Source organism: Burkholderia sp. b14, assembly GCF_900156195.1.
Taxonomy (GTDB): Bacteria; Pseudomonadota; Gammaproteobacteria; order Burkholderiales; family Burkholderiaceae; genus Mycetohabitans.
In genome coordinates, this window is sequence record NZ_FTPJ01000003.1 from 1,568,565 (window position 1) to 1,587,833 (window position 19,269).

Consider the following 19,269-nt stretch of genomic DNA (forward strand, 5'->3'; position numbering starts at 1 on the left):
CCGTCACGCTACCGGCATGTCAGTGATCCTCAATCCAATCCGCTGCATCGCTTCTAGATAGCGCTCAATGACGATCCGTTCGTCGTAGCGCTGCTCAACCATTCGTCGCCCGCGCGCGCCCATGGTCGCGCGCGCGTCTGGCCCCATTTCAATGATGTGCTGAAGTTTGCGCGCCAGGTCCGCGGCATCCCTGGGCGCGCACAACAGTCCGGTTTCGCCGTCGACTACGACTTCCCGGCACCCGATCACCTTCGTCGCCACCAGCGGCTTGGCCATCGCCGCCCCCTCCAGCAGCGTACGAGGCACGCCTTCGCGATAGGACGGCAATACGAGACAATCAGCGCGCGCGATGATATCGCGCACGTCTTGCGTCGTGCCGAGGTACTCGACCACGCCTTCGGCGGCCCACGTGCGCATCTGCTTGGCACTGATCGCACTTGGATTGGCAACGTCGGTCGCGCCGAGCAATTGGAACACCGCCTGCGGATACACCTCGCGGACAAGGCGGGCGGCCTCGACGTATTCGCCAACCCCCTTATCCCACAGCATGCGGGCGATCAGCAGAAAGCGCACCTTGCCGTCGGGCATGCCCGCTGCACGCGGCGCGAAATGGGCGAGGTCGATGCCCTCGCCGGGCAACACCTGCGTCTTGACCGGATCGACCAGTCGCTGCGCGACGAAGTCCTGCCGGTCGTCACCGTTGAGAAACCACACCTCGCGCGGGAAACGAAAAGCGAAGCGGTACAGCACCTTGGCCACGCGCGCGACGAGATTGGTATTCACGAACGCGTAGCCAAGTCCGGTGGTCACGGCGATACACGGCACGCCAGCCAACTTGGCCGCGATCGAACCATAGATATTCGGCTTGATGGTGTAGTGGAACACCAGGTCCGGTTTCAGCGCACGGTAGCGCGTCACGAGCGTGCGCACCAACCCGAGATCGTGCAGCGGGTTCGTGCCTTTCGCGGACAGCTCCAGCGGGATGACCCGCACGTTCAGTTCGCGTGCACGTGGCAACGTATCGTCGACAGGCGCCATCACGACGACATCAACCCCCATTCCAACCAGCGTGCGCAGCAGCCCTGGACGAAAGATGACAATGGACCACAGCGTATTGGCCACCAGCACGACGCGCATGATAAGAGCGTAAAAAAGTTTTTGTTGCGAGCGCGCGCAGTCTAATGGAGCCGCTCGACTCACACAATTGCCAATCGCAAAAACGCCGGCCCGCACGCCAACGCGGCGAATATGGGCACTATGAGTAAAAGTGCCGCGGCAAGTAGACTGGACAGAGACCAAGTCACTCAATACAACCGATACGAATTGCGTTTTATTCGCGACTTCTCTACCATTCAAGAAATAGAAACGCGCTAAAGGGAGGCACTCTTGGCACTCGATGCGTTTTCTCAAAAGATATTGCGCCTGCTGCAGCTCGATGCGCGCCGCTCGGTACAGGAAATTTCCGATCAAGTCGGTTTATCGAGTACGCCGTGCTGGCGACGAATCAAGGAAATGGAGCAGTCGGGGGTGATCCAGCGCTACACTGCGTTGCTCGACCGGGAAAAGCTCGGATTACCTATGTGCGCGCTCGCCCATATCCATTTGACGCGCCATACCGAGGGCGGCGTGGAGCAATTTGAGCGGGAAATCGCGACCTGCCCGGAAGTCACCGAATGCTATAGCACGACGGGCGAGGCCGATTACATCCTAAAAATCGTTGCAGCCGATATCAAAGCTTACGACACGTTCCTGCACGAGCGCATTTTCACGATTCCAGCCGTCGCGCAAGTCCACACCAGCATCGTACTGCGGGAAATCAAGTTCGACACGCAATTGCCGCTTTGATACGGTGTGCACATTAGGTCGTCGCGTGCACCGCAGCCGGACCAACCCTCTGCTGCAGCCGGATCTGGCACACGCCGAGACGCTGGGCGACGGCATCGAGATCGAGCGCCTGAGTTAAGTCATGGTCACCACCGGCTTGCGCGCCGCTGCCCGGTGTGAGCAGCAAGTCAAGCTCGACGCCGTGCCGCAGATAATGGATGTCGAACGACACGAACTGCACGCCGTGAGGGAAGAGTTCGCGCTCCAGATTCTTGCGCAACTGATCGCGCGGCGGCAACGCTTCCCACGCGATGCGCTCGTCGTCGCTCTCCGGATCAACGTGGATCAACGCATCAAGCACGTGCGGCTCCTTCAGCACACGCAAACGGGCCGTCTCTGCGATATAGTGCCCCTCGGAAACGGTGATTCGAGGTTCTACGAGAATATGAGCATCGACCAATGCCGCATCGCCCATCTTGCGCGTTCTCAGTTCATGCACCCCTTGTACGCCAGGTGTCGATAGCAGCATTTCGCGGATCCGACGTGTCGTCTGTTCGTCCAACGCTCGGTCCGATAAGTCCTGGAGCGCATCCCAGCTAAAAATCCAGCCCATCCGGACAATCATGAAGCCGACGACGGCTACCGCGATCGGATCCAGCCACCGCCAGCCCGCCAGACTGCCGACGATGCCGACCGCAACCACGAGCGAGGACGCGGCATCGGATCGAGCATGCCATGCATTGGCCACCAGCATCGCCGAACGCACCCGCTGCGCCTCGCGCAACATATAGCGGAACAGTAATTCCTTGGAAAACAACACCGCCACGGCGACGATGAGCGCGGACACATGCACGGGCGGAATGCCATCGAGATCGGCGATGCGCTGCGCGCCGCGCCACATCATGCCGATGCCCACGACGATCAGCAGGCTACCCAGAAAAAGCGAAGCAACGGTTTCGTAGCGGCTATGGCCGTAGTTGTGATCGGCGTCCGGGTGGGCCCCGCTGTGCCGATTGGCAACCAGCACGACGAAGTCAGACACGAGGTCGGCCAGCGAATGCACCCCGTCGGCAACCAGCGCTTGCGAATGGGCAAGCACGCCGACCACGATCTGCGTCATCATCAGCACCGTATTGAGTACGATGCTCACCAATGTGGATTTCTGTGCGACGACTTGGCGCTCGGGCAACGGAGCGGTCATGAAAAATAGATCAGGGCGGCGAAGACCATTGATTGGATGGCTATTTTATCAGCCGAATCTGGTTCGCGCCGCTCTCACGATTTTTCAGAATAAAATCATCAGTTTACGATGATGTGACGCATTCTCATTCCACGTCTGCAACACGCTGCAGGGCTATCACACGCCATTTCGCAGTATCCGTCAGAGTACGCAGCCGGTATGGTTTTGAATCCACCATGGTTTGACGCCCGGCTTGTTTCGCGTCCGGTACAGTTTCGCGTCCGGTACAGTTTCGCATCCGACACAGTTTTGCGCCCGGCACGGTTTGAGACGCAGCAATAAAAAAGGCCAGTGGCCCTTGTCGGGCACACGGCCTTCTCTTTGTGGGCGATCCGTGGTTCGGCACACCCTCGCTATAACCGCTTGCGCGGCCTCCTGACTTATTGCTGAATCAAATACTGATCCCGATTCTTTCCAGCAATCCACTTCGGCGGTTTGCCACGACCCGACCAAGTGCTGCCACTAGCAGGGTCGCGATATTTCGGCGCCACACCTGCACGAGGCCGTCCCGCCTTCGCCAGCTTGCCCCGGCCAAAGCCGAGATCAGCCAGTGTAATACCATAATCGGCCATCTTTTGTTTGATGTCGTTGACAACTTCAGCAAACTCTTTGGCCTTTGCCTCTTCGATTTGCTTTTCCAGCTTTTCACGCTGTGCAAGAAGCTCTTTGTACGATGACATAGGGGTCCTTGGATAGTAGACACGACTCGGTTCTGCGCCCGTTAAGTCGCTCCAATAGAGATCACCTCGGAATAGTACCGGGTGAATTTAACACAAAATGCGACTGAGACAAATAGTTGATATACAGATTCAGCATTGGATTGACGTCATGTTACAAAAATATGCTCGCGCGACTGCCTATTACAGCGGCGAACGCAGTGACCACTGATCAACAATCATCCGGAGACCATGGCAATCGACATTCGAGTTCGATTTTATTTGATAAACCGCTAAAGCGTGGGCCCTCGCGTATTGACTAGTCCAGACTTTTCCTGACCGCAAGGAAGCGAGGCACTATTCTACTGACGACGAATGGTCAGATTAATTAATACGTCGGGTTTAACCCTTTCAGCAGAAGAATGCGCACGCGTTCGTGTTTCAAATAATTTCGTGTAGCGAACGCGCCACCGTCCGGGCAGTCAGCCGAGTTGACGCAGTTCGGCGGCAAGCGCCGCACGCAACGCCTCCAGATCGTTTTGCGGCTCGTTCAGCGCTACACGTGCACGGCAGCCGTGTTGCACCCAATCCGCGCCGAAGCGATCGACCCCAAGCAGGCGGAAACCGCGTGCTGCCGCGTCGCTCGGCGTCAATGCGTCGATCAACGCCTGCTCTTCGTGCTCCGCAAGTGCAGGCAAACCATCCCATTGCGCGGCGTCCAGCCATCCCATTGCGCCAAATCCGCCGATGTAGCGGATGCGCTGCGGCCTGAGCACGTAAAACACAAAGTCGCCCAGCGCCAAATATTGCTCAGCCTCTGGGTGATAACGCAAATATCGACGCGCCAGCGTCGCCCCTGTCTCATCGGTCGGCTCGAACCGCCCGACGATCGTGACCCGTTCGGTGTTCGACACGTCAACTGCGGGATCGTAGACGAGAAAACCCGCGCGCGAATCCGCGGCAAGATTGCGCGTGTGCTCTGCCAGACGACTGACTAGGACAACCGGACGATGGTGCGCATCCAACGCGTAGGACAAAACCGTCGGAAATGGAAATCCTGTTGATTGGCGAGCATGCGTCGCCAGCACTCCCACCGGTTGGGCGTGCAGCAGATGAATCGGAGCAGTTACAGGGATGTTCAAGAATCACCTCGATCAGTCACGCTACCGCCGCTCACGGGCGACGAGTCCTATTCCGTTCCCGCGTGGTACCTGCGGCAGGCATCCTCTGCTGTGTCTTCCCCCTCCGGCATTGGGCCTACGGCACAGCACAGCACAGCACAGCACAGCACAGCACAGCACAGCACAGCACAGCACGCAATGATCTTAACGGCTCGCTGGCGACGCGGGTATCAAGCGTTCGCTAAAATGAGTGGTCTTGCCGCGCGCTGGACGCGGTCCCGTTCACTTCAGCTCGGCGCCGCCCCATTCGGCGGGCTCGCCGCGGGGTTCGCTTGTGTCCGATCAATACTCTTCGAATGTGCCTGACCCGGTTGCCACGTCGCCCTCCTCCACCGCGCGGCGATTGCCGCGCTCGACACTATGGCGCGCGCGCATCGCGACGATGGCGGTCTTCTTCGTGAGCGGCATGCTGTACGCGTCGTGGGGCGTAAACATACCGACGGTACGCGACAAATTCGCACTGGACGCCGCACAATTGTCCGTCGCGCTACTTGCAGTGGCCGGCGGTTCGATTGCGGCGATGCTGTGTGTCGGGCCATGGCTCGCGAAGGTGGGTACACGCCGCGCGTACCTGATTACCGGCCCCGCAATGGGAGTCAGTGCGTCGCTCGTGCTCACCATGCCTTCCTATATTGCACTGCTGGCCATGCTTGCACTGTTCGGGGTCACGATGGCCACCATCGATGTTGCAATGAATGCCGAAGCCAGTGCGATCGAGAACGCTGCTGCCAGGCCGATCATGTCGTCGTTGCACGGCATGTGGAGCATCGGCGGCATGGGCGGGGCGGCTGCCGGTGCGGCGTTGCTTGGCCTAGGTATTGCCCCTGAACTGCATATGGCTGTAGTGTCATTGATAGCCACCGCGGTCCTACTCGCGGCGCGTGGCCGCGTGTTGCCGCATGTCGCCGAGAATAGGCATCCGCCGCCGGGCAAGCCACACAGCGGCTCGCGTGAGTTGGCGCTGCTCGGCAGTGTCGCGCTGATCGCGCTAATCGCCGAAGGTGCAATGTACGACTGGACGACTGTTTATATGCGCGACATCGTACTGACCAGCCCCGCTTTTGCAGGTACGGCGTACGCGTCGTTTTCAGCCGGCATGGCCGTCGCACGATTCGCGGGCGACTGGATCCGCGCCCGTCTCGGCGCGCCCCAACTCGTCTGCATGAGCGCATTGCTCGCCTGTACCGGCATGGTGATCGCGTTGCTGCTGCCTTTCCCGTATATCGTGCTGATCGGCTTCACGTTAATGGGACTCGGCATGGCGAACATGATGCCGGTACTGTTTGCCGCGGCGGCCAACGTCAAAGGCGTGCGCGCAGCGCAGGGCTTGGCACGTGTTGCGGGAATGGCATATGTGGGATTGCTGGTGGGCCCTGCGCTGATCGGTGGCGTGGCTCAAGCCACGACGCTACCGATTGGACTATCGATTGTCGCGCTGTGCGCAGCGCTGGTCGCCGTCGTCGGGCCGCGGGGCCTGAAACGCATCGGACTGTGAGTCGGCCATCAAATTAATTTAGGGGAATACTTTGACATGATTCATTCCGGTCACCGCCGCAACGCAATGCACCGGCGATGCGCGCGCAGCAATTGAAATGGTGGCACACTGACCAATTCTTTCCATTCGATTCTTTTTAGCGACTCGGAAATCAACGTGACTACGCATTCGACATGGCATGACATTGCCACCGACGACGGAACGTTCCAGGCGTATCTCGCGCTCCCGCACACCGGCAAGGGGCCCGGGATCGTACTGATCCAGGAGATCTTTGGGGTCAACCAGCACATCCGCGAAGTGGCCGACCAGTACGCGGCAGACGGCTACGTAGTGCTGGCGCCGGACATTTTCTGGCGCAGCGAGCCGCGAGTCGAGCTCGGGTATGAAGACGCGGATCGCAGCCGGGGCATCACGCTGATGCAGCAGGTCGACTTTGGCAAGACGCTGAAGGACCTCGCCACGACCGCGCAGGCGCTGCGCGCGCTACCGGAACAAGATGGCAGGATCGCCGCGATCGGTTACTGCTTCGGCGGGCTGCTCGCCTACAACATGGCCGCGCACGGCTCGGTGGACGCCTCGGTCGCCTATTATGGCGGCGGCATCCAGAACCAGTTGGACCGCGCGGCACAGGTGCATGTGCCGATACTGTTTCACTATGCCGAGGAGGACGCCAATATCCCGCTATCCGCGGTGGGTCAGGTAAAGGAGCGCTTCACGGGCCGGAACAATGCCCAATTCCATCTGTACCCAGGCGCACACCACGGCTTCAACTGCACGCATCGCGCAACTTACCAGCAACGCGCAGCCGCGTTGGCACATGGGCGCACGCTGACTTTCCTGGTCGAACATCTGTAGGCGACCGGCAGCACGGTCGGACGGATGTGCGCGGGGAACAGCTCGGCAACGAGCGCACCGGACCGTCCGCGCTAAGCACCGCGTGTATTACGCGGCGGCGCGGCACAGCATAGCAAGCTTGGGTGTCGCTGCAACCAGTGAAAGCCCCGGAATAGCCGCCGGCACGCTACCGTGCGCCCTCGCGTATCGCACACTCGACAGCCCGCACACGCGCCATATGCACGGCCTCCTTAATGCGGGCCGGCTCGCCGGCCGTGCGTTGCGCGATGGCGCCGGCGTCGACGCCGCGAGCGGCCATCAGCGCGACGCGCAGTCGTTCGGCCTGAGGATAAGGATGAGACACGAAATTCAGGCGCCCGCGCAAGTCCGCCTCGCAGGCCTGCAGCGCCTGCGCAAACCGCGCAGGCTTGCGCAGCGCGTCGCTGCGCTCGAGCATACGTACCAGCGCGGCCGCCCCTATCTCCATCACGCGATGGACGTTGCCGTGTTCGCGCGCTACCAACACCGCCAGATCGCGGCAATCGTTGGGGACCCTAAGACGTTCGCACAGCGGCAGGATGCGCTCGACGCTACGCGCCTCATGTCCAGTGTGGCGTGGCAGCACATGGGATGGCGTGTCGGCCTTGCCCAAGTCGTGCGTGAGCGCGGCAAAGCGTACCGGCAGCGCATAGTGCCGCGCCGCCGCATAGTCGATCACCATCATCACATGCACGCCGGTATCGACTTCCGGATGATAGTCGGCACGCTGCGGCACACCGAACAGCCTCGCCACTTCGGGCAGCACGCGCTCCAGCGCACCGCATTGGCGCAGTACATCGAACATCCGCGAGGGCTCGGCCTCCATCAAACCGCGCGCGAGTTCCTGCCATACGCGCTCGGGCACCAGCGCATCGGCTTCGCCCGCCGCGACCATCTGCCGCATCAACGCCAGTGTCTGCGGCGCAACGGTGAAATCGGTGAAGCGCGCGGCAAAGCGCGCCACCCGCAGAATGCGCACCGGGTCCTCGGCGAACGCGTCACTGACATGGCGAAACACACGCGCCTGGAGATCCGCCTGGCCGTTGAACGGATCGATCACGGGCCCGTGCAGCGTGCCATCGGACGACACCGCCCGCGCCATTGCATTAATGGTTAGATCACGCCGCGCCAGGTCCTGCTCCAGCGTCACATCCGGCGCATAGAAAAACTGGAACCCGTGATAGCCGGCTGCCGTCTTGCGCTCCGTGCGCGCCAACGCGTACTCTTCCTGCGTGCGCGGGTGCAGGAATACCGGAAAGTCCTTGCCGACGGGGCGAAAGCCCTGCGCTATCATCTGCTCGGGTGTCGCCCCGACCACCACGTAGTCGCGATCCTGCACCGGTTTGCCCAGTAACTCGTCGCGGATGGCGCCACCCACTGCGTATACATTCATCAGCCGTTCACTTTTCCCGATCATACGCTTTGCGCTGTAGTACGCCTCGCACGTCGCACCGATCAGATACAGCAGCGCCACGCTCTGGATAGACATCGGCCTCGACCACGTCGACCGGCAGCCGCGTCAGATGCGCGGCATGTTGACACCGGCGCGTCGCGACGACGACCCGCTTGCCCGCATGAACCAGCGCGTTCACGACATAGCGGCCGATGAACCCAGACGCGCCAAGCACGACGACGCTCGTCTGTCGCATAATTCGCCTCCCGACGTGAACACGACGCGCGCTACCCACGCTCGTGCACGCTGATTCGTCACGGCGCGGGCAGGATCACGCCCAGGCGCGCCTTCAGCGACTGCGGCTGGCCCTCAAACAACGCGCCATAGTAGGTCGTGTTCGACAGCACGTTCTTCACATAATCCCGCGTCTCTGAAAACGGGATGGTTTCCGCGAAGATCGCGCCCTCCACTGGCCGGTTGAGACTCTTTTGCCACTGGCGCGGCCGGCCGGGGCCGGCGTTGTAGCCAGCCGTCGCGAGCACGGCCGAGCCGTCGAACTGATTGTAGATCATCGACAGATAGTTTGTGCCGAGCAGGATATTCGTGTCGATGTCGTTCATCTGCGCACGCGAGAGCCTGCCCAGGCCGATTTTTTTGGCAACCATCTGCGCGGTGGTCGGCATCAGCTGCATCAAGCCGCTCGCGCCGACGCCAGAGCGTGCGTTGATGATGAAGCGCGATTCCTGTCGCATCAACCCATATGCCCATTCGATGTCCAGCCCGGTGCGCTGTGCATCGCGCTCGACCGTCTGGCGGAACGGCGACAGGTAGCGCAGCGTGAAGTCGTGCTGCAGTTGCGTGCGCTCCGCAGTGTTTACCGCGCGATCGTACAGTTGAATGCGACGCGCATACTCGGCGGCGGCGAGCAACTGCCGATCGCTCATCGGCCGCAGCGGCCAATTCCATTCGCGATTGCCTTCCAAACGCAGGTTCAGCGCATAAAAGCGCTGCGCAAGCGCGAAGCCGGGCACCTTGCTCATCGCATCCACTTCCGCATCGGTGACCTCGGTGCGCGGTGGAACCGTCGTCTTGCGGCCGAGTTCCTCCGCGGCCAATTGACCGTAGAAGTGGAACTGCGATGCGATCGATTCGTATTCCTGCGCTGCAGCTTCCTTGTCGCCGGCCTGCGCCAGCGCACGGGCATGCCAGTAGACCCACGCGGGCTGCGCGCGCAACCTCGGCGGCATCTGCTCAATGCTCCAGCGCACCATGGCCCAGTCGCCAACCATCAATGCACTGCGCACCCGCCATTCGTAAGACGGCGGGCTCAACAGCGCACCGGTCGTCAGGCGGTACCAGTGCGCGGCCGCCGGCAGCCGCTTGATGGCGCCCTGGTATGCAATTGTTCCCCAACCAAGCGCCCGCTCCTGGGGGGTAAGCGCTTCACTGACCGACGCGAAGGTCGTCGCGGCTAGCACGGGATCATTGCGTGCCATCGCCGTGATCGCGACCAACGCCAATTGGTGTGCCGGCGTATTCGGCGCCATCCCGCGCGCCAGATACAGCGGCGGAGACGACGTCGCCTGCTCGTACAGCACTGAATCGGGCCGGTCGCTGCCGAGCGCCTCGACAAACTTGGACGCCAGACTCGAGTAGCCTTGCTCGAGCGCCAGCCGAATCTGCGCCCATACGTCATCGGCGCTGAACTGGCCGCGCTGCGCCAAATCGGTGATCAGGTCGATGCAGCCGTCACCATACCATTTAGGCTCGACGAGCAGCGCACGCGCCGCATCGGCGACATCCTGGCGCCGTGCTGCCTTGGACTCGAGCGCGTAGCATTTGATCTGCGTATCGTCGTCGAGCACAAACCGCGCATATTGGGCGTCGAAATTGCGCCAATCATGGCGCGCGCCGAGCACCGCAAGGTAATCGCTGCGCATCCGCTCCGCAATCGCCTGGCCATCGTAGCGCGACAAGAAATCGAGCACCGGTGCGTCATCCGCATCGACACGCGCGTGGCCCTGGTCATCGAACAACGTGGGCTTGATCTGGAAGTACGTCAGATACGACGCAGCGGGATAATCGGGAATCAATGCCGCCAGCCGTGTAGCGCCGGCCGCGTCGTTCCTGCGTGCCGCCTCACGAAGCTGCACGAATATCTGGTCCGGATCGGACGGCACGGCGCCAGGTAGCGACCGTACCGCAAAAGCGCTGCCGCACACGACAAAGAGCGCCGCCGTCAACGCGCCTGTGACCGCACGATATACTCGGTGAACGCGCACGGGTATCTTCTTTTTCACGTTTAAACAAGGACTCTGCCAGTGATAAAAAGCATAGCACGCGAGCCAGGACTGCTGAGCGAAGAAAGCGCAACGCGATCGTCGCTGAAGACGGCGTTGCGCGCCCGGTTGCTGGCCGAACGCGAGCGCTTCGCCGGCACGCCGCAGCGCACGCAGGCCGACGTCGAATTGGCGGTGCGCCTGGCTGATGTGCTGCAGCGGTATGCGCCGCGTTGCGTGGGCCTGTTCTGGCCGGTTGCTGCAGAGTTCGACGCGCGACGCGTGGTCGCGCACTGGCTGAGCGGCGACGCCGCGCGGCGGGCAGCATTACCGGTTATCGTCGCGCCGCACGCGCCGATGGCCTACCACGCGTGGACACCCGACTCGCCGATGAAAGAAGGGCGCTATCGGATTCCCGTGCCGGCGCACGAAGTCAGCGTCGTACCGGACCTGCTGCTAGCGCCATGTGTTGGCTTCGACGCATCACGGTACCGGCTCGGCTACGGCGGCGGCTATTTCGACCGGACGCTGGCTGCCTGGCCGGCGCACGCGGGCCCGCCGGTCACCGTGGGGATCGCCTATGAATGCTCGCGGGCGGACTCACTGCCGCACGAAGCGCACGATTTGCCGCTGGACGTTATCGTCACAGACGCGCTCTGCTATTGATCGCCGCCCGACGCGCTCAGAGCGACGTCGCGGCGCGCGCGGCCGTATCGTAGAGGCCTGACGCGGTGCGCAGCAACTGCGCGGCGTCACCGATCTGCGCATTGTCCAGGCCGGCTTCGGCCAACGTCACCATCAAGCAACTCTCGCGCACCTCGCGATACTTCAGGCAAAGCTCGCGGCCGGCCTCAGTCGCCGAAAAAAACACCTCCTTACCGGATTTCTCGCTGGCCACGTAACCGCGCGCGACCAGCTTTTTCAGCGCGTACGTCGCCACATGCGTATCCTCGATGTTCAGCACGAAACAGATATCCGCCAGTTTCTTCCTGCGCTCGCGATGTGTCACATGATGCAGCAGCGACACCTCGATTGCCGTCATGTCCTTGGCGCCCGCCGCGGACATACAGCGCACCATCCAACGATCGAACGCGTGGCTAGCCAGGATCAATCCATACTCGAACTCAGACAGCTCCGCGCTGGTTTCAGACATGAGGTGTTCTGACGAGACAATCTTCGTTGGCGTGCGGATCATGCCAAATGACCGTGGTTCGTTGCAGGGCCCCCAGTATAGCGGCGGACAAACGCTCGGCAATGTCTCGTGAAAACACTTATTGATAAATTCTCTATATTTTATTGACAATACGAGATAAAAATATGCCTGAGGCACGCGCGGATACGCGCCCCCTTCACCAGAATGCATGGCTATGGAGGCGAATCAATGATGACTGCACCAAGAATTTTCCCGCTGGGCGATCAGGCACTGGTGTGCGAGCTGCCACCGCCGGCCACGCTCGCGTACCAGCAGCGCGTGTGGCATGTGGCCCGGATGGCACGCGACTGGCCACATGTGCTGGACGTGGTACCTGGCATGAACAACGTCACCCTGGTATTTGACCCGCTACATGCCGATCCGGACGGGTTGGCGATACAGCTGCGCGGCGCTTGGGCGCGAGCCCCGGCCGAGGAGACAGCATGCCGCGTCGTCGAGATCCCGGTGCGCTACGGCGGCGAGGCGGGACCGGACCTGGAAAACGTGGCGCGGCACACCGGCTACTCGCCCCGCGAAGTGGTCGAGCGGCATGCGGCCGGTGAATACGTTGTGTTCTTTCTCGGCTTCCAGCCCGGATTCGCCTACATGGGCGGACTCGACGCAAGCCTGGCCACGCCGCGGCGGCACGAGCCGCGATTCGCGGTGCCGGCCGGATCAGTGGGCATCGGCGGCGAGCAGACTGGCATCTACCCGGCCACGTCGCCGGGCGGCTGGCAATTGATCGGGCGCTCGGACATGGTGCTGTTCGATCCAGCCAGGACACCAAGCACGACACTGCTGCCAGGCGATAAAGTCCGCTTCACCATCGCGGAGGTGCTGGCATGAAAGATGGACGGGCTTGCGCTGCGGTACTGCAGGCGCGCAATGACTGGGCAGGGAGGCACGCATGATCGAGGTCATCCGCGCGGGGACGCTGACGAGCGTCCAGGACCTGGGCCGCACCGGCCATCGCCAGTGTGGCGTGTGCACCGCCGGCGCGCTCGACACCGTGGCGCTGCAGGTAGCCAACCGGCTAGTGGGCAACGTCCCGGGGGCCGCAGGGCTCGAATTGACCCTAGGGCCGGTGGTGCTGCGGTTCCCGCGTGCCACACGCATCGCGCTGACCGGCGCCGACTTCCACGCCACGCTGGATGACCAGCCTGTCTACGCATGGCGCAGCCTGCCGGTGCAAGCAGGACAAACCTTGACGCTGCGCGCGCCGTCGATCGGCATGCGCGGCTACTTGGCGATTGCCGGCGGCATTGATGTGATGCCGATGCTGGGCTCGCGCTCGACGGATTTGGGCGCGCATTTCGGCGGGCTCGCGGGGCGGGTATTGAAGGACGGCGATCGCTTGCCGGTGACGCCACTGCCCGCGAGCGCGCGCAACCCCGCATTCAGTCCGGAAGCACCGGCGTTCGGGGTCAAGCCACCATCTTGGTGCGCACTAGAGTATCTTGAACAGGGCGCTGGTCACCGGCTCGGCGCCATCGCGACGCGCGTGCGGGTCATACCCGGCCCCGAATATGCAAGCTTTTCGACGCAGGCCCACGCCGCGTTCTGGAACGAGGACTGGTCGATCACACCAAACAGCAACCGGATGGGCTTCCGGCTAGCCGGCCCGGTGCTGGAGCGGCAAAGCCCGATCGATCTGCTGTCACACGGCGTGCTGCCGGGCACCATTCAGGTGCCACCGAATGGGCAGCCGATCGTGCTGATGAGCGACGCCCAGACCACCGGCGGCTACCCGCGGTTCGGCAGCGTGATCGCCGCGGACCTGTGGCTGCTCGCGCAGGCTCGGTTGAACCAACGGGTTCATTTCATCCAATGTTCGTTGGAACAGGCGCGCAACGCACTGGCGGAACTCAACAAATATTTGCGCCATATCGAGCTGGCCATTGCACTACAGCAGGAGCGCTGTAAGGCTGCGGCATGAATTGAAGGCAGGAACATGGAAGTCGATCTGAACGCCGATCTCGGCGAGGGATGTGGCAATGATGAAGCGCTGCTCGAACTAGTGAGTTCGGCGAACATCGCGTGCGGCTGGCATGCAGGGGGCCCCAGCATCATGCGTCAGAGTGTTCGCTGGGCCATCGAGAAAGGCGTGGCGATCGGCGCGCATCCTAGCTTCAACGATCCGGACAATTTCGGACGTGCCGAGATGGCGCTACCGCCTTCCGATGTCTATTCCGGCATGCTGTATCAGCTCGGCGCCCTTGCCGCAATCGTGCATGCCGAAGGCGGCAAGGTGGCTCACGTGAAACCTCATGGGGCCCTGTACAACATGGCCGCGCGCGATATCACGCTGGCCAATGCGATCGTTGCCGCGGTGCGCGACTTCGACCCATCGCTGGCCGTGTTCGGTCTGGCGAACAGCCGCCTGATCGAAGCGACCCGGCGTGCCGGTCTGCTCGCGATCGAAGAAGTGTTCGCTGATCGCGGCTACCTGTCCGATGGCTCGCTGGTGCCGCGCAAGCTGCCCGGCGCGCTGCTCGAGGACGAGGAGGCGGTGTTGGAGCGCACGCTGGTGATGATCCGGGACAAGCGCGTGAGGTCCGTGGACGGACATTGGGTGACGTTGAACACCCAGACGATCTGCCTGCACGGAGACGGTCCGCACGCACTCGAATTTGCCCGCCGCATCCGCGCGCGGCTGGCCAATGAAGGCATCCGGGTTGACGCAGCCCGCCACGTCGCAATGGCGGTGGGCTGTGCACCCGATGCTTGACAACACAGCCCGGTCCATGAAGCCGGGTTTTTCATGCTTGTTCACCACCGCTGGACTTGCCAATTGGAGATCTCATGCAAACTACCCTCAATCTCTGGCCACTGCTCGGAGTGGCCGTCATCATTGCCGGCTTCGTGCTGCGCTTCAATCCGATGCTCGTGGTCACCGCCGCCGCGATCGTGACAGCCGCCGCCGCTCACTATCCGCCGGCCAAGATCCTCGCGGAAATCGGTATCGGCTTTGTTAAGACGCGTAACCTTCCACTGATTATCCTGCTGCCGCTCGCAGTCATTGGCTTGCTGGAGCGTCACGGGCTGCGCGAGCGGGCTCACCAGTGGATTGCCGGCATCAAGTCCGCCACTGCGGGACGCCTGTTGATCGTCTACCTGTTCGTGCGGGAAGTGACCGCCGCGGTGGGACTGACCGGCCTGGGTGGTCATCCGCAGATGGTCCGTCCGTTGATCGCGCCGATGGCCGAAGGCGCCGCGCAAACGCGCTATGGCGCGCTTGCCGATGCGGTGCGATACAAGCTGCGGGCGTTCTCCGCGGCCACCGACAACGTCGGATTGTTCTTCGGTGAGGACGTGTTCGTGGCATTCGGCGCGATCGTGCTGATGACCACGTTCCTGCACGAGGCAGGCATCGACGTAGTGCCGTTGCACGTCGCGCTGTGGGGTATCCCGACCGCGATCTGCGCCTTTTTGATCCATGGCACGCGGCTGTACCTGCTCGACCGGTCGCTGGATCGCGAACTGCTGACCCAGCCGCGCGGCGCCGACGTCCCCCCCACCCAATCAAGCGGAGAACAAGCGTAATGCTGTCGATCAACTATCTTTACTGGCTGGTGGGCATCCTGCTGGCCATTGTCGCGGGCATGATCGTCACCGACACCACGCATCCAAAGCGCTGGCTGGCCGGCACATTCTGGGCCTTGGCGGCCATCATCTTCCTAATCGGCGAGCGCCTGCCGGCTGAACTGGTCGGCGCCTTCGTCATCGCAATGGCGCTCATCGCCGGATTCGGCGGCGTGGCCGGCGGCAAGGCGAAAATGCTATCGGCGGAGTTGCGCACGGCGAGCGCGAAACGACTCGGCAACAAGCTGTTCCTTCCGGCGCTGACGATCCCGGCCGTCACCGTCGTGCTCACGCTGTCCGCGCCGCATCTGAATGTCGGCGGCACACCGTTGCTGGACCCGAAGAACGTCACGCTCGTGGCATTCGGCATCGGCTGCCTCGTCGCCGTGGCGTTCGCATGCTTGCTCACGCGCGACACGCTTGCGCAGTCAACCCGGGAAACACGGCGCCTGGTCGATGCGCTGTCGTGGGCGGTGCTGCTGCCGCAGATGTTGGGCATGCTGGGACTGGTGTTTTCGGACGCTGGCGTGGGCAAGGCAGTTGCCCACCTGACCACGGCCTACATCAACATGGACCTGCGGGTAATCGCGGTCGCGGTGTACTGTATCGGCATGGCGCTCTTTACGGTCATTATGGGCAACGGCTTTGCCGCGTTCCCGGTCATGACCGGCGGCGTCGGCGTGCCGGTGCTGGTCGGGGTGTTCCACGCCGACCCAGCCGTGATGGCCGCGATCGGCATGTTCTCTGGCTATTGCGGCACACTGCTTACGCCGATGGCCGCGAACTTTAACATCGTGCCGGCAGCGCTGCTGGAGTTGCCCGACAAAAACGCGGTGATCAAGGCGCAAGTGCCGACCGCACTGGCGATCCTCGTGGCCAATATCGTGCTGATGAACGTGCTGGCGTTTCGCGCGTAGCATTGGGCTGGAGGGTGCCAGCCTGCGACACGAGGCTGGCCATCCGTTGTTCCCATGCCTGCCAAATGCGCGTGGCTTGGAGCTCCGTCTCGACCAGCTTGCCGCGCAGGTCCTTGTAGCGCACCGGCGCTTCCTTCATTAGGTACGTCGCCAAGCGATCGTGGCTGGCTTCCAGGTCCGGCAGCGGCATATCCGCATCCGGCAGCATGCCCTGTTGCGTGCTGATGAACTGTTCGATTGCGCAAGCGAGCAACTGCCGGCTGCCCGGGGTCCCCGCAGGCCGGCTCGCCAGCACGCTCAGTGCATCGCGCACGAGTACAGCCTGGCGGTATAGGCATTCGTCATTTTCGATGTCGCGGCTTAATCCCAGCACAAGCCGCTGTACCTCGGATGCGGCCACGTCCGGCATCGACGCGGCGACAGGGGCTGGCACGCCCGCCACGCCGCGACGATGCGCTGGCATCGCGCCTCTATCAACATTGAGCCCGCGCTCGATATGGCTATACGCGCGGTGCTTAGTTTCAAGCTTACGCTCCAAATAAATCAGTTGTGTCTCGATCATTTGCTTGAGCACGCGCGCCTGTTCGGCATGATTCGCAGGATCGGCAAGCCACGCTTTTAGGCTCATTCTTGTCAAATGGCGCCGCGACTCATTCCATGCATTGCGCGCCGCGCCGGATGCATTGCTCCACGCGCTGCGCGCGGCCCGCGAGGTCTGTGTCCGCGCATCCAGATGGACCATACGAGCAAACGCCGATGCGGCCTTGGCCCGGCCTACTACTGCCTCCCCGGCACGCCGCGCGAGCTGCGTCAGCTGCTGCTTACCATTCGGTTTAGGGCCCCGTCGGCGAATCGCCTCGTCGTCGTCGGCTGTATAGGTATATTGATCGTCAAACCGCTTCGCGCATCGCGCAGCCACGTCAGCAAGGAAGGCCTGGCGCTGGTCCTCGCGTGCCGCCGCTTGATAATAGAAGACCTTACGCAGATCAAAACCCGCCCCCGGTCGATCGTCCGCGCATAACAAATCGACACTCGCCAAAAAATGCCGATCGAGTTCGGGGTCATCGTCGTGATAATAGCGCTGGTAACGCTGAAGTTTGCCGTGACCCTTCAAGTACTGCATTGAGAAAAAAATCATCGCGGCACTGGCTAGACCTGTCCCGGCCATCAGCACGACTGGCGCGGCTGGCGTCGCGAGCGCGGTGCCGCCCGCCGCGACGATGCCAGCCAGCGCAAGCTTGGAGACCGTGCAAGCGGTATAAAGGCCACTACCGGCGACAAACCCTTTATTCCAGTCCGTATAGCGTGTGAAGAACGCATCGTGCTGCTGAGTCTTTTCGCGAAGAAAGCGTGCATAGCGCTCGCTGAGCGTATGCTCGTCATACGGCGGATCCATTGACGCGCCGCCTCGGCGCTGCGCTTCAGTTCGTTTTAGCCAAAAAGCTATTCTCGAATCCGTGCTTTGCTTTTCTGCACGGAACGCGTCGCGTTTTTTACGTGACTTGTGCAGCATGTAACCGCCGAGCGCCAGCGAACCGGCCGCAGCCATCGGACCCAGTGCTGCCGAACCAACCACGCCCGCAGCGCCAGCAGCAGTTGTTGCAACAGCGCTACCCTGCTGTCCGATGTAGACGCCCTTTAACGTGGTATCGACGATACATTTGGTTGCAATGGCGCTACCAGAGGCGAATGAACTAGCACCAATCACCTTGTCCGCATCGTTCTGCTTGCGCAGAAAGCGCAACGCGGCACGCCGCTCCTGCTGGATGGCCGTGAGCTTGGGCAGCGGCTGACCGCTTACAGGCGTCGCATTAGCGCCCGTACCCTCATCATTGCGCTGTTCTGCCGTGCCACCCACGTTGTGACGCCGCGCATCAAGCAACGCAGAGAGCGCCTGCAGCGCGACTATTTCTTTATCCACTTGATCGAGTGCCTGCGCCAACGCCTTGTCAGTCTTGCGCGCACGGCGCCATTCAGCAAGGCCCTCCTTGATCGCCAGCCCCGCCAGTGCCAGCAACGGTCCAGTCATGCCAGCGGTCACCGCCATATCCGCGATGCCATGCGGAATACCCGCGTCCTTGAGCCATCCGACCGGGTCATGCGCAAGCAATTCCGATGCTTGCCTGAACGCTGCTTCAACGCCGGCGCCGTCGCCCTTTGATACTTGAATCAGCGTCACGACCATCACATACAGGCAATGCACGAACTCATCGGCATCGATCGCCAGCGCACCACAATGCTCCGAGGTCTCGCCGAGCCGCTGCTCCACCAGTCGCTTCACTTGAGCATACAGCTCGCTAGGGCACTCCAGTCCCAGCATCGTGGCCGAGGCCGTACCGCGACGCCATGCTTTCAATTCGTCGAGCATTGCAGCATGCTTATCGATGAGCGAGCAGGACGCTGTACCCCATCGAAGACGCTTCAGCGACGCCTTCCGGCAGGCAGGCGTGCCATCGCTGATGGCATTTAATTCATCTAGCAGCCCTGAACAGTTGGCAACGGACGCGATCTCCACGTCGATCTTCGGCGGACCGGAATGAACATCGGCCTTGTCTTGGTGAACGTACTTTTTCGCCCGCGAGGCGCCTGACAGAGGCAAGCCGATTGGAAATGTAGGAAAACTTAGCATGGGTTGCG

Annotated in this window: 19 protein-coding genes; 10 read left to right on the top strand and 9 right to left on the bottom strand. The window is 62.1% G+C overall.

The features are described 5' to 3' along the window. Positions 1 to 3 precede the first annotated feature (3 nt). Positions 4 to 1,137 carry a glycosyltransferase family 4 protein gene (locus B0B13_RS11705; RefSeq protein ID WP_076796522.1) on the bottom strand — a complete coding sequence of 378 codons (1,134 nt, stop codon included), beginning with the start codon at positions 1,135 to 1,137 and terminating at the stop codon, positions 4 to 6. 249 nt (positions 1,138 to 1,386) lie between these two features. Between B0B13_RS11705 and B0B13_RS11710 the strand changes: the two genes are divergently transcribed. Then, positions 1,387 to 1,845, top strand: a complete 459-nt coding sequence (locus tag B0B13_RS11710; protein WP_076785944.1) for an Lrp/AsnC family transcriptional regulator — start codon at positions 1,387 to 1,389, stop codon at positions 1,843 to 1,845. A 13-nt stretch (positions 1,846 to 1,858) separates the two neighbouring features. On the opposite strand, the gene B0B13_RS11715 is transcribed toward B0B13_RS11710, so the two are convergent. The 3 genes from B0B13_RS11715 to B0B13_RS11725 form a co-directional block, all read right to left on the bottom strand. Beyond that, positions 1,859 to 3,025: a cation diffusion facilitator family transporter gene (locus B0B13_RS11715; protein WP_076796525.1), complete on the bottom strand. Its 1,167-nt coding sequence runs from the start codon at positions 3,023 to 3,025 to the stop codon at positions 1,859 to 1,861. Between the two features lie 419 nt (positions 3,026 to 3,444). Then, positions 3,445 to 3,744, bottom strand: coding sequence for an H-NS histone family protein (locus B0B13_RS11720; RefSeq protein WP_041753907.1), 300 nt, complete (start codon positions 3,742 to 3,744; stop codon positions 3,445 to 3,447). Positions 3,745 to 4,202: 458 nt separating this feature from the next. After that, entirely contained in the window at positions 4,203 to 4,862 is a 660-nt protein-coding gene (locus tag B0B13_RS11725) for a HugZ family pyridoxamine 5'-phosphate oxidase (protein WP_076796528.1), read from the bottom strand. Between the two features lie 313 nt (positions 4,863 to 5,175). On the opposite strand from B0B13_RS11725, the gene B0B13_RS11730 reads away from it, so the two are divergent. After that, positions 5,176 to 6,396, top strand: a complete 1,221-nt coding sequence (locus B0B13_RS11730; protein ID WP_076797308.1) for an MFS transporter — start codon at positions 5,176 to 5,178, stop codon at positions 6,394 to 6,396. A gap of 156 nt (positions 6,397 to 6,552) precedes the next feature. Then, on the top strand, positions 6,553 to 7,251 hold the full coding sequence (locus B0B13_RS11735; RefSeq protein ID WP_076785940.1) for a dienelactone hydrolase family protein: 699 nt from the start codon (positions 6,553 to 6,555) through the stop codon (positions 7,249 to 7,251). Between the two features lie 166 nt (positions 7,252 to 7,417). On the opposite strand, the gene B0B13_RS11740 is transcribed toward B0B13_RS11735, so the two are convergent. Genes B0B13_RS11740 through B0B13_RS11750 form a run of 3 tightly spaced genes read right to left on the bottom strand, consistent with a single transcriptional unit; the run spans position 7,418 to position 10,950 of the window. Continuing rightward, positions 7,418 to 8,662, bottom strand: a complete 1,245-nt coding sequence (locus B0B13_RS11740) for a multifunctional CCA addition/repair protein (RefSeq protein WP_076796531.1) — start codon at positions 8,660 to 8,662, stop codon at positions 7,418 to 7,420. 7 nt (positions 8,663 to 8,669) lie between these two features. Then, positions 8,670 to 8,918, bottom strand: a complete 249-nt coding sequence (locus B0B13_RS11745) for an NAD-dependent epimerase/dehydratase family protein (RefSeq protein ID WP_076785938.1) — start codon at positions 8,916 to 8,918, stop codon at positions 8,670 to 8,672. A gap of 58 nt (positions 8,919 to 8,976) precedes the next feature. Further along, complete coding sequence (locus B0B13_RS11750; protein ID WP_076797309.1) at positions 8,977 to 10,950, bottom strand: lytic transglycosylase domain-containing protein; 1,974 nt, start codon at positions 10,948 to 10,950, stop codon at positions 8,977 to 8,979. A gap of 33 nt (positions 10,951 to 10,983) precedes the next feature. Between B0B13_RS11750 and B0B13_RS11755 the strand changes: the two genes are divergently transcribed. Continuing rightward, positions 10,984 to 11,607 carry a 5-formyltetrahydrofolate cyclo-ligase gene (locus B0B13_RS11755; RefSeq protein ID WP_076796534.1) on the top strand — a complete coding sequence of 208 codons (624 nt, stop codon included), beginning with the start codon at positions 10,984 to 10,986 and terminating at the stop codon, positions 11,605 to 11,607. Between the two features lie 16 nt (positions 11,608 to 11,623). Here B0B13_RS11755 and B0B13_RS11760 read toward each other — a convergent pair whose 3' ends face one another. Continuing rightward, positions 11,624 to 12,136 carry a winged helix DNA-binding protein gene (locus tag B0B13_RS11760; protein ID WP_076785936.1) on the bottom strand — a complete coding sequence of 171 codons (513 nt, stop codon included), beginning with the start codon at positions 12,134 to 12,136 and terminating at the stop codon, positions 11,624 to 11,626. 189 nt (positions 12,137 to 12,325) lie between these two features. Between B0B13_RS11760 and pxpB the strand changes: the two genes are divergently transcribed. The 5 genes from pxpB (at position 12,326) to B0B13_RS11785 (ending at position 16,632) form a co-directional block, all read left to right on the top strand. Further along, positions 12,326 to 12,979: a 5-oxoprolinase subunit PxpB gene (gene pxpB, locus B0B13_RS11765; RefSeq protein ID WP_076787574.1), complete on the top strand. Its 654-nt coding sequence runs from the start codon at positions 12,326 to 12,328 to the stop codon at positions 12,977 to 12,979. 61 nt (positions 12,980 to 13,040) lie between these two features. Then, positions 13,041 to 14,069: a 5-oxoprolinase subunit C family protein gene (locus tag B0B13_RS11770; RefSeq protein ID WP_076785935.1), complete on the top strand. Its 1,029-nt coding sequence runs from the start codon at positions 13,041 to 13,043 to the stop codon at positions 14,067 to 14,069. A 15-nt stretch (positions 14,070 to 14,084) separates the two neighbouring features. Further along, positions 14,085 to 14,861 carry a 5-oxoprolinase subunit PxpA gene (gene pxpA, locus B0B13_RS11775; RefSeq protein ID WP_076785934.1) on the top strand — a complete coding sequence of 259 codons (777 nt, stop codon included), beginning with the start codon at positions 14,085 to 14,087 and terminating at the stop codon, positions 14,859 to 14,861. 74 nt (positions 14,862 to 14,935) lie between these two features. Then, on the top strand, positions 14,936 to 15,676 hold the full coding sequence (locus B0B13_RS11780; RefSeq protein WP_076785933.1) for a DUF969 domain-containing protein: 741 nt from the start codon (positions 14,936 to 14,938) through the stop codon (positions 15,674 to 15,676). Then, positions 15,676 to 16,632 carry a DUF979 domain-containing protein gene (locus B0B13_RS11785; RefSeq protein WP_076785932.1) on the top strand — a complete coding sequence of 319 codons (957 nt, stop codon included), beginning with the start codon at positions 15,676 to 15,678 and terminating at the stop codon, positions 16,630 to 16,632. The genes B0B13_RS11780 and B0B13_RS11785 overlap by 1 nt, the downstream gene beginning before the upstream one ends. On the opposite strand, the gene B0B13_RS11790 is transcribed toward B0B13_RS11785, so the two are convergent. Then, the gene (locus tag B0B13_RS11790; RefSeq protein ID WP_139337404.1) at positions 16,553 to 19,000 is read right to left on the bottom strand and encodes a hypothetical protein; all 2,448 of its coding nucleotides are present in this window, start codon (positions 18,998 to 19,000) and stop codon (positions 16,553 to 16,555) included. The genes B0B13_RS11785 and B0B13_RS11790 overlap by 80 nt on opposite strands. Before the next feature lie 16 nt (positions 19,001 to 19,016). Between B0B13_RS11790 and B0B13_RS18475 the strand changes: the two genes are divergently transcribed. Further along, on the top strand, positions 19,017 to 19,172 hold the full coding sequence (locus tag B0B13_RS18475) for a hypothetical protein (RefSeq protein ID WP_170872432.1): 156 nt from the start codon (positions 19,017 to 19,019) through the stop codon (positions 19,170 to 19,172). Positions 19,173 to 19,269: the final 97 nt, after the last annotated feature.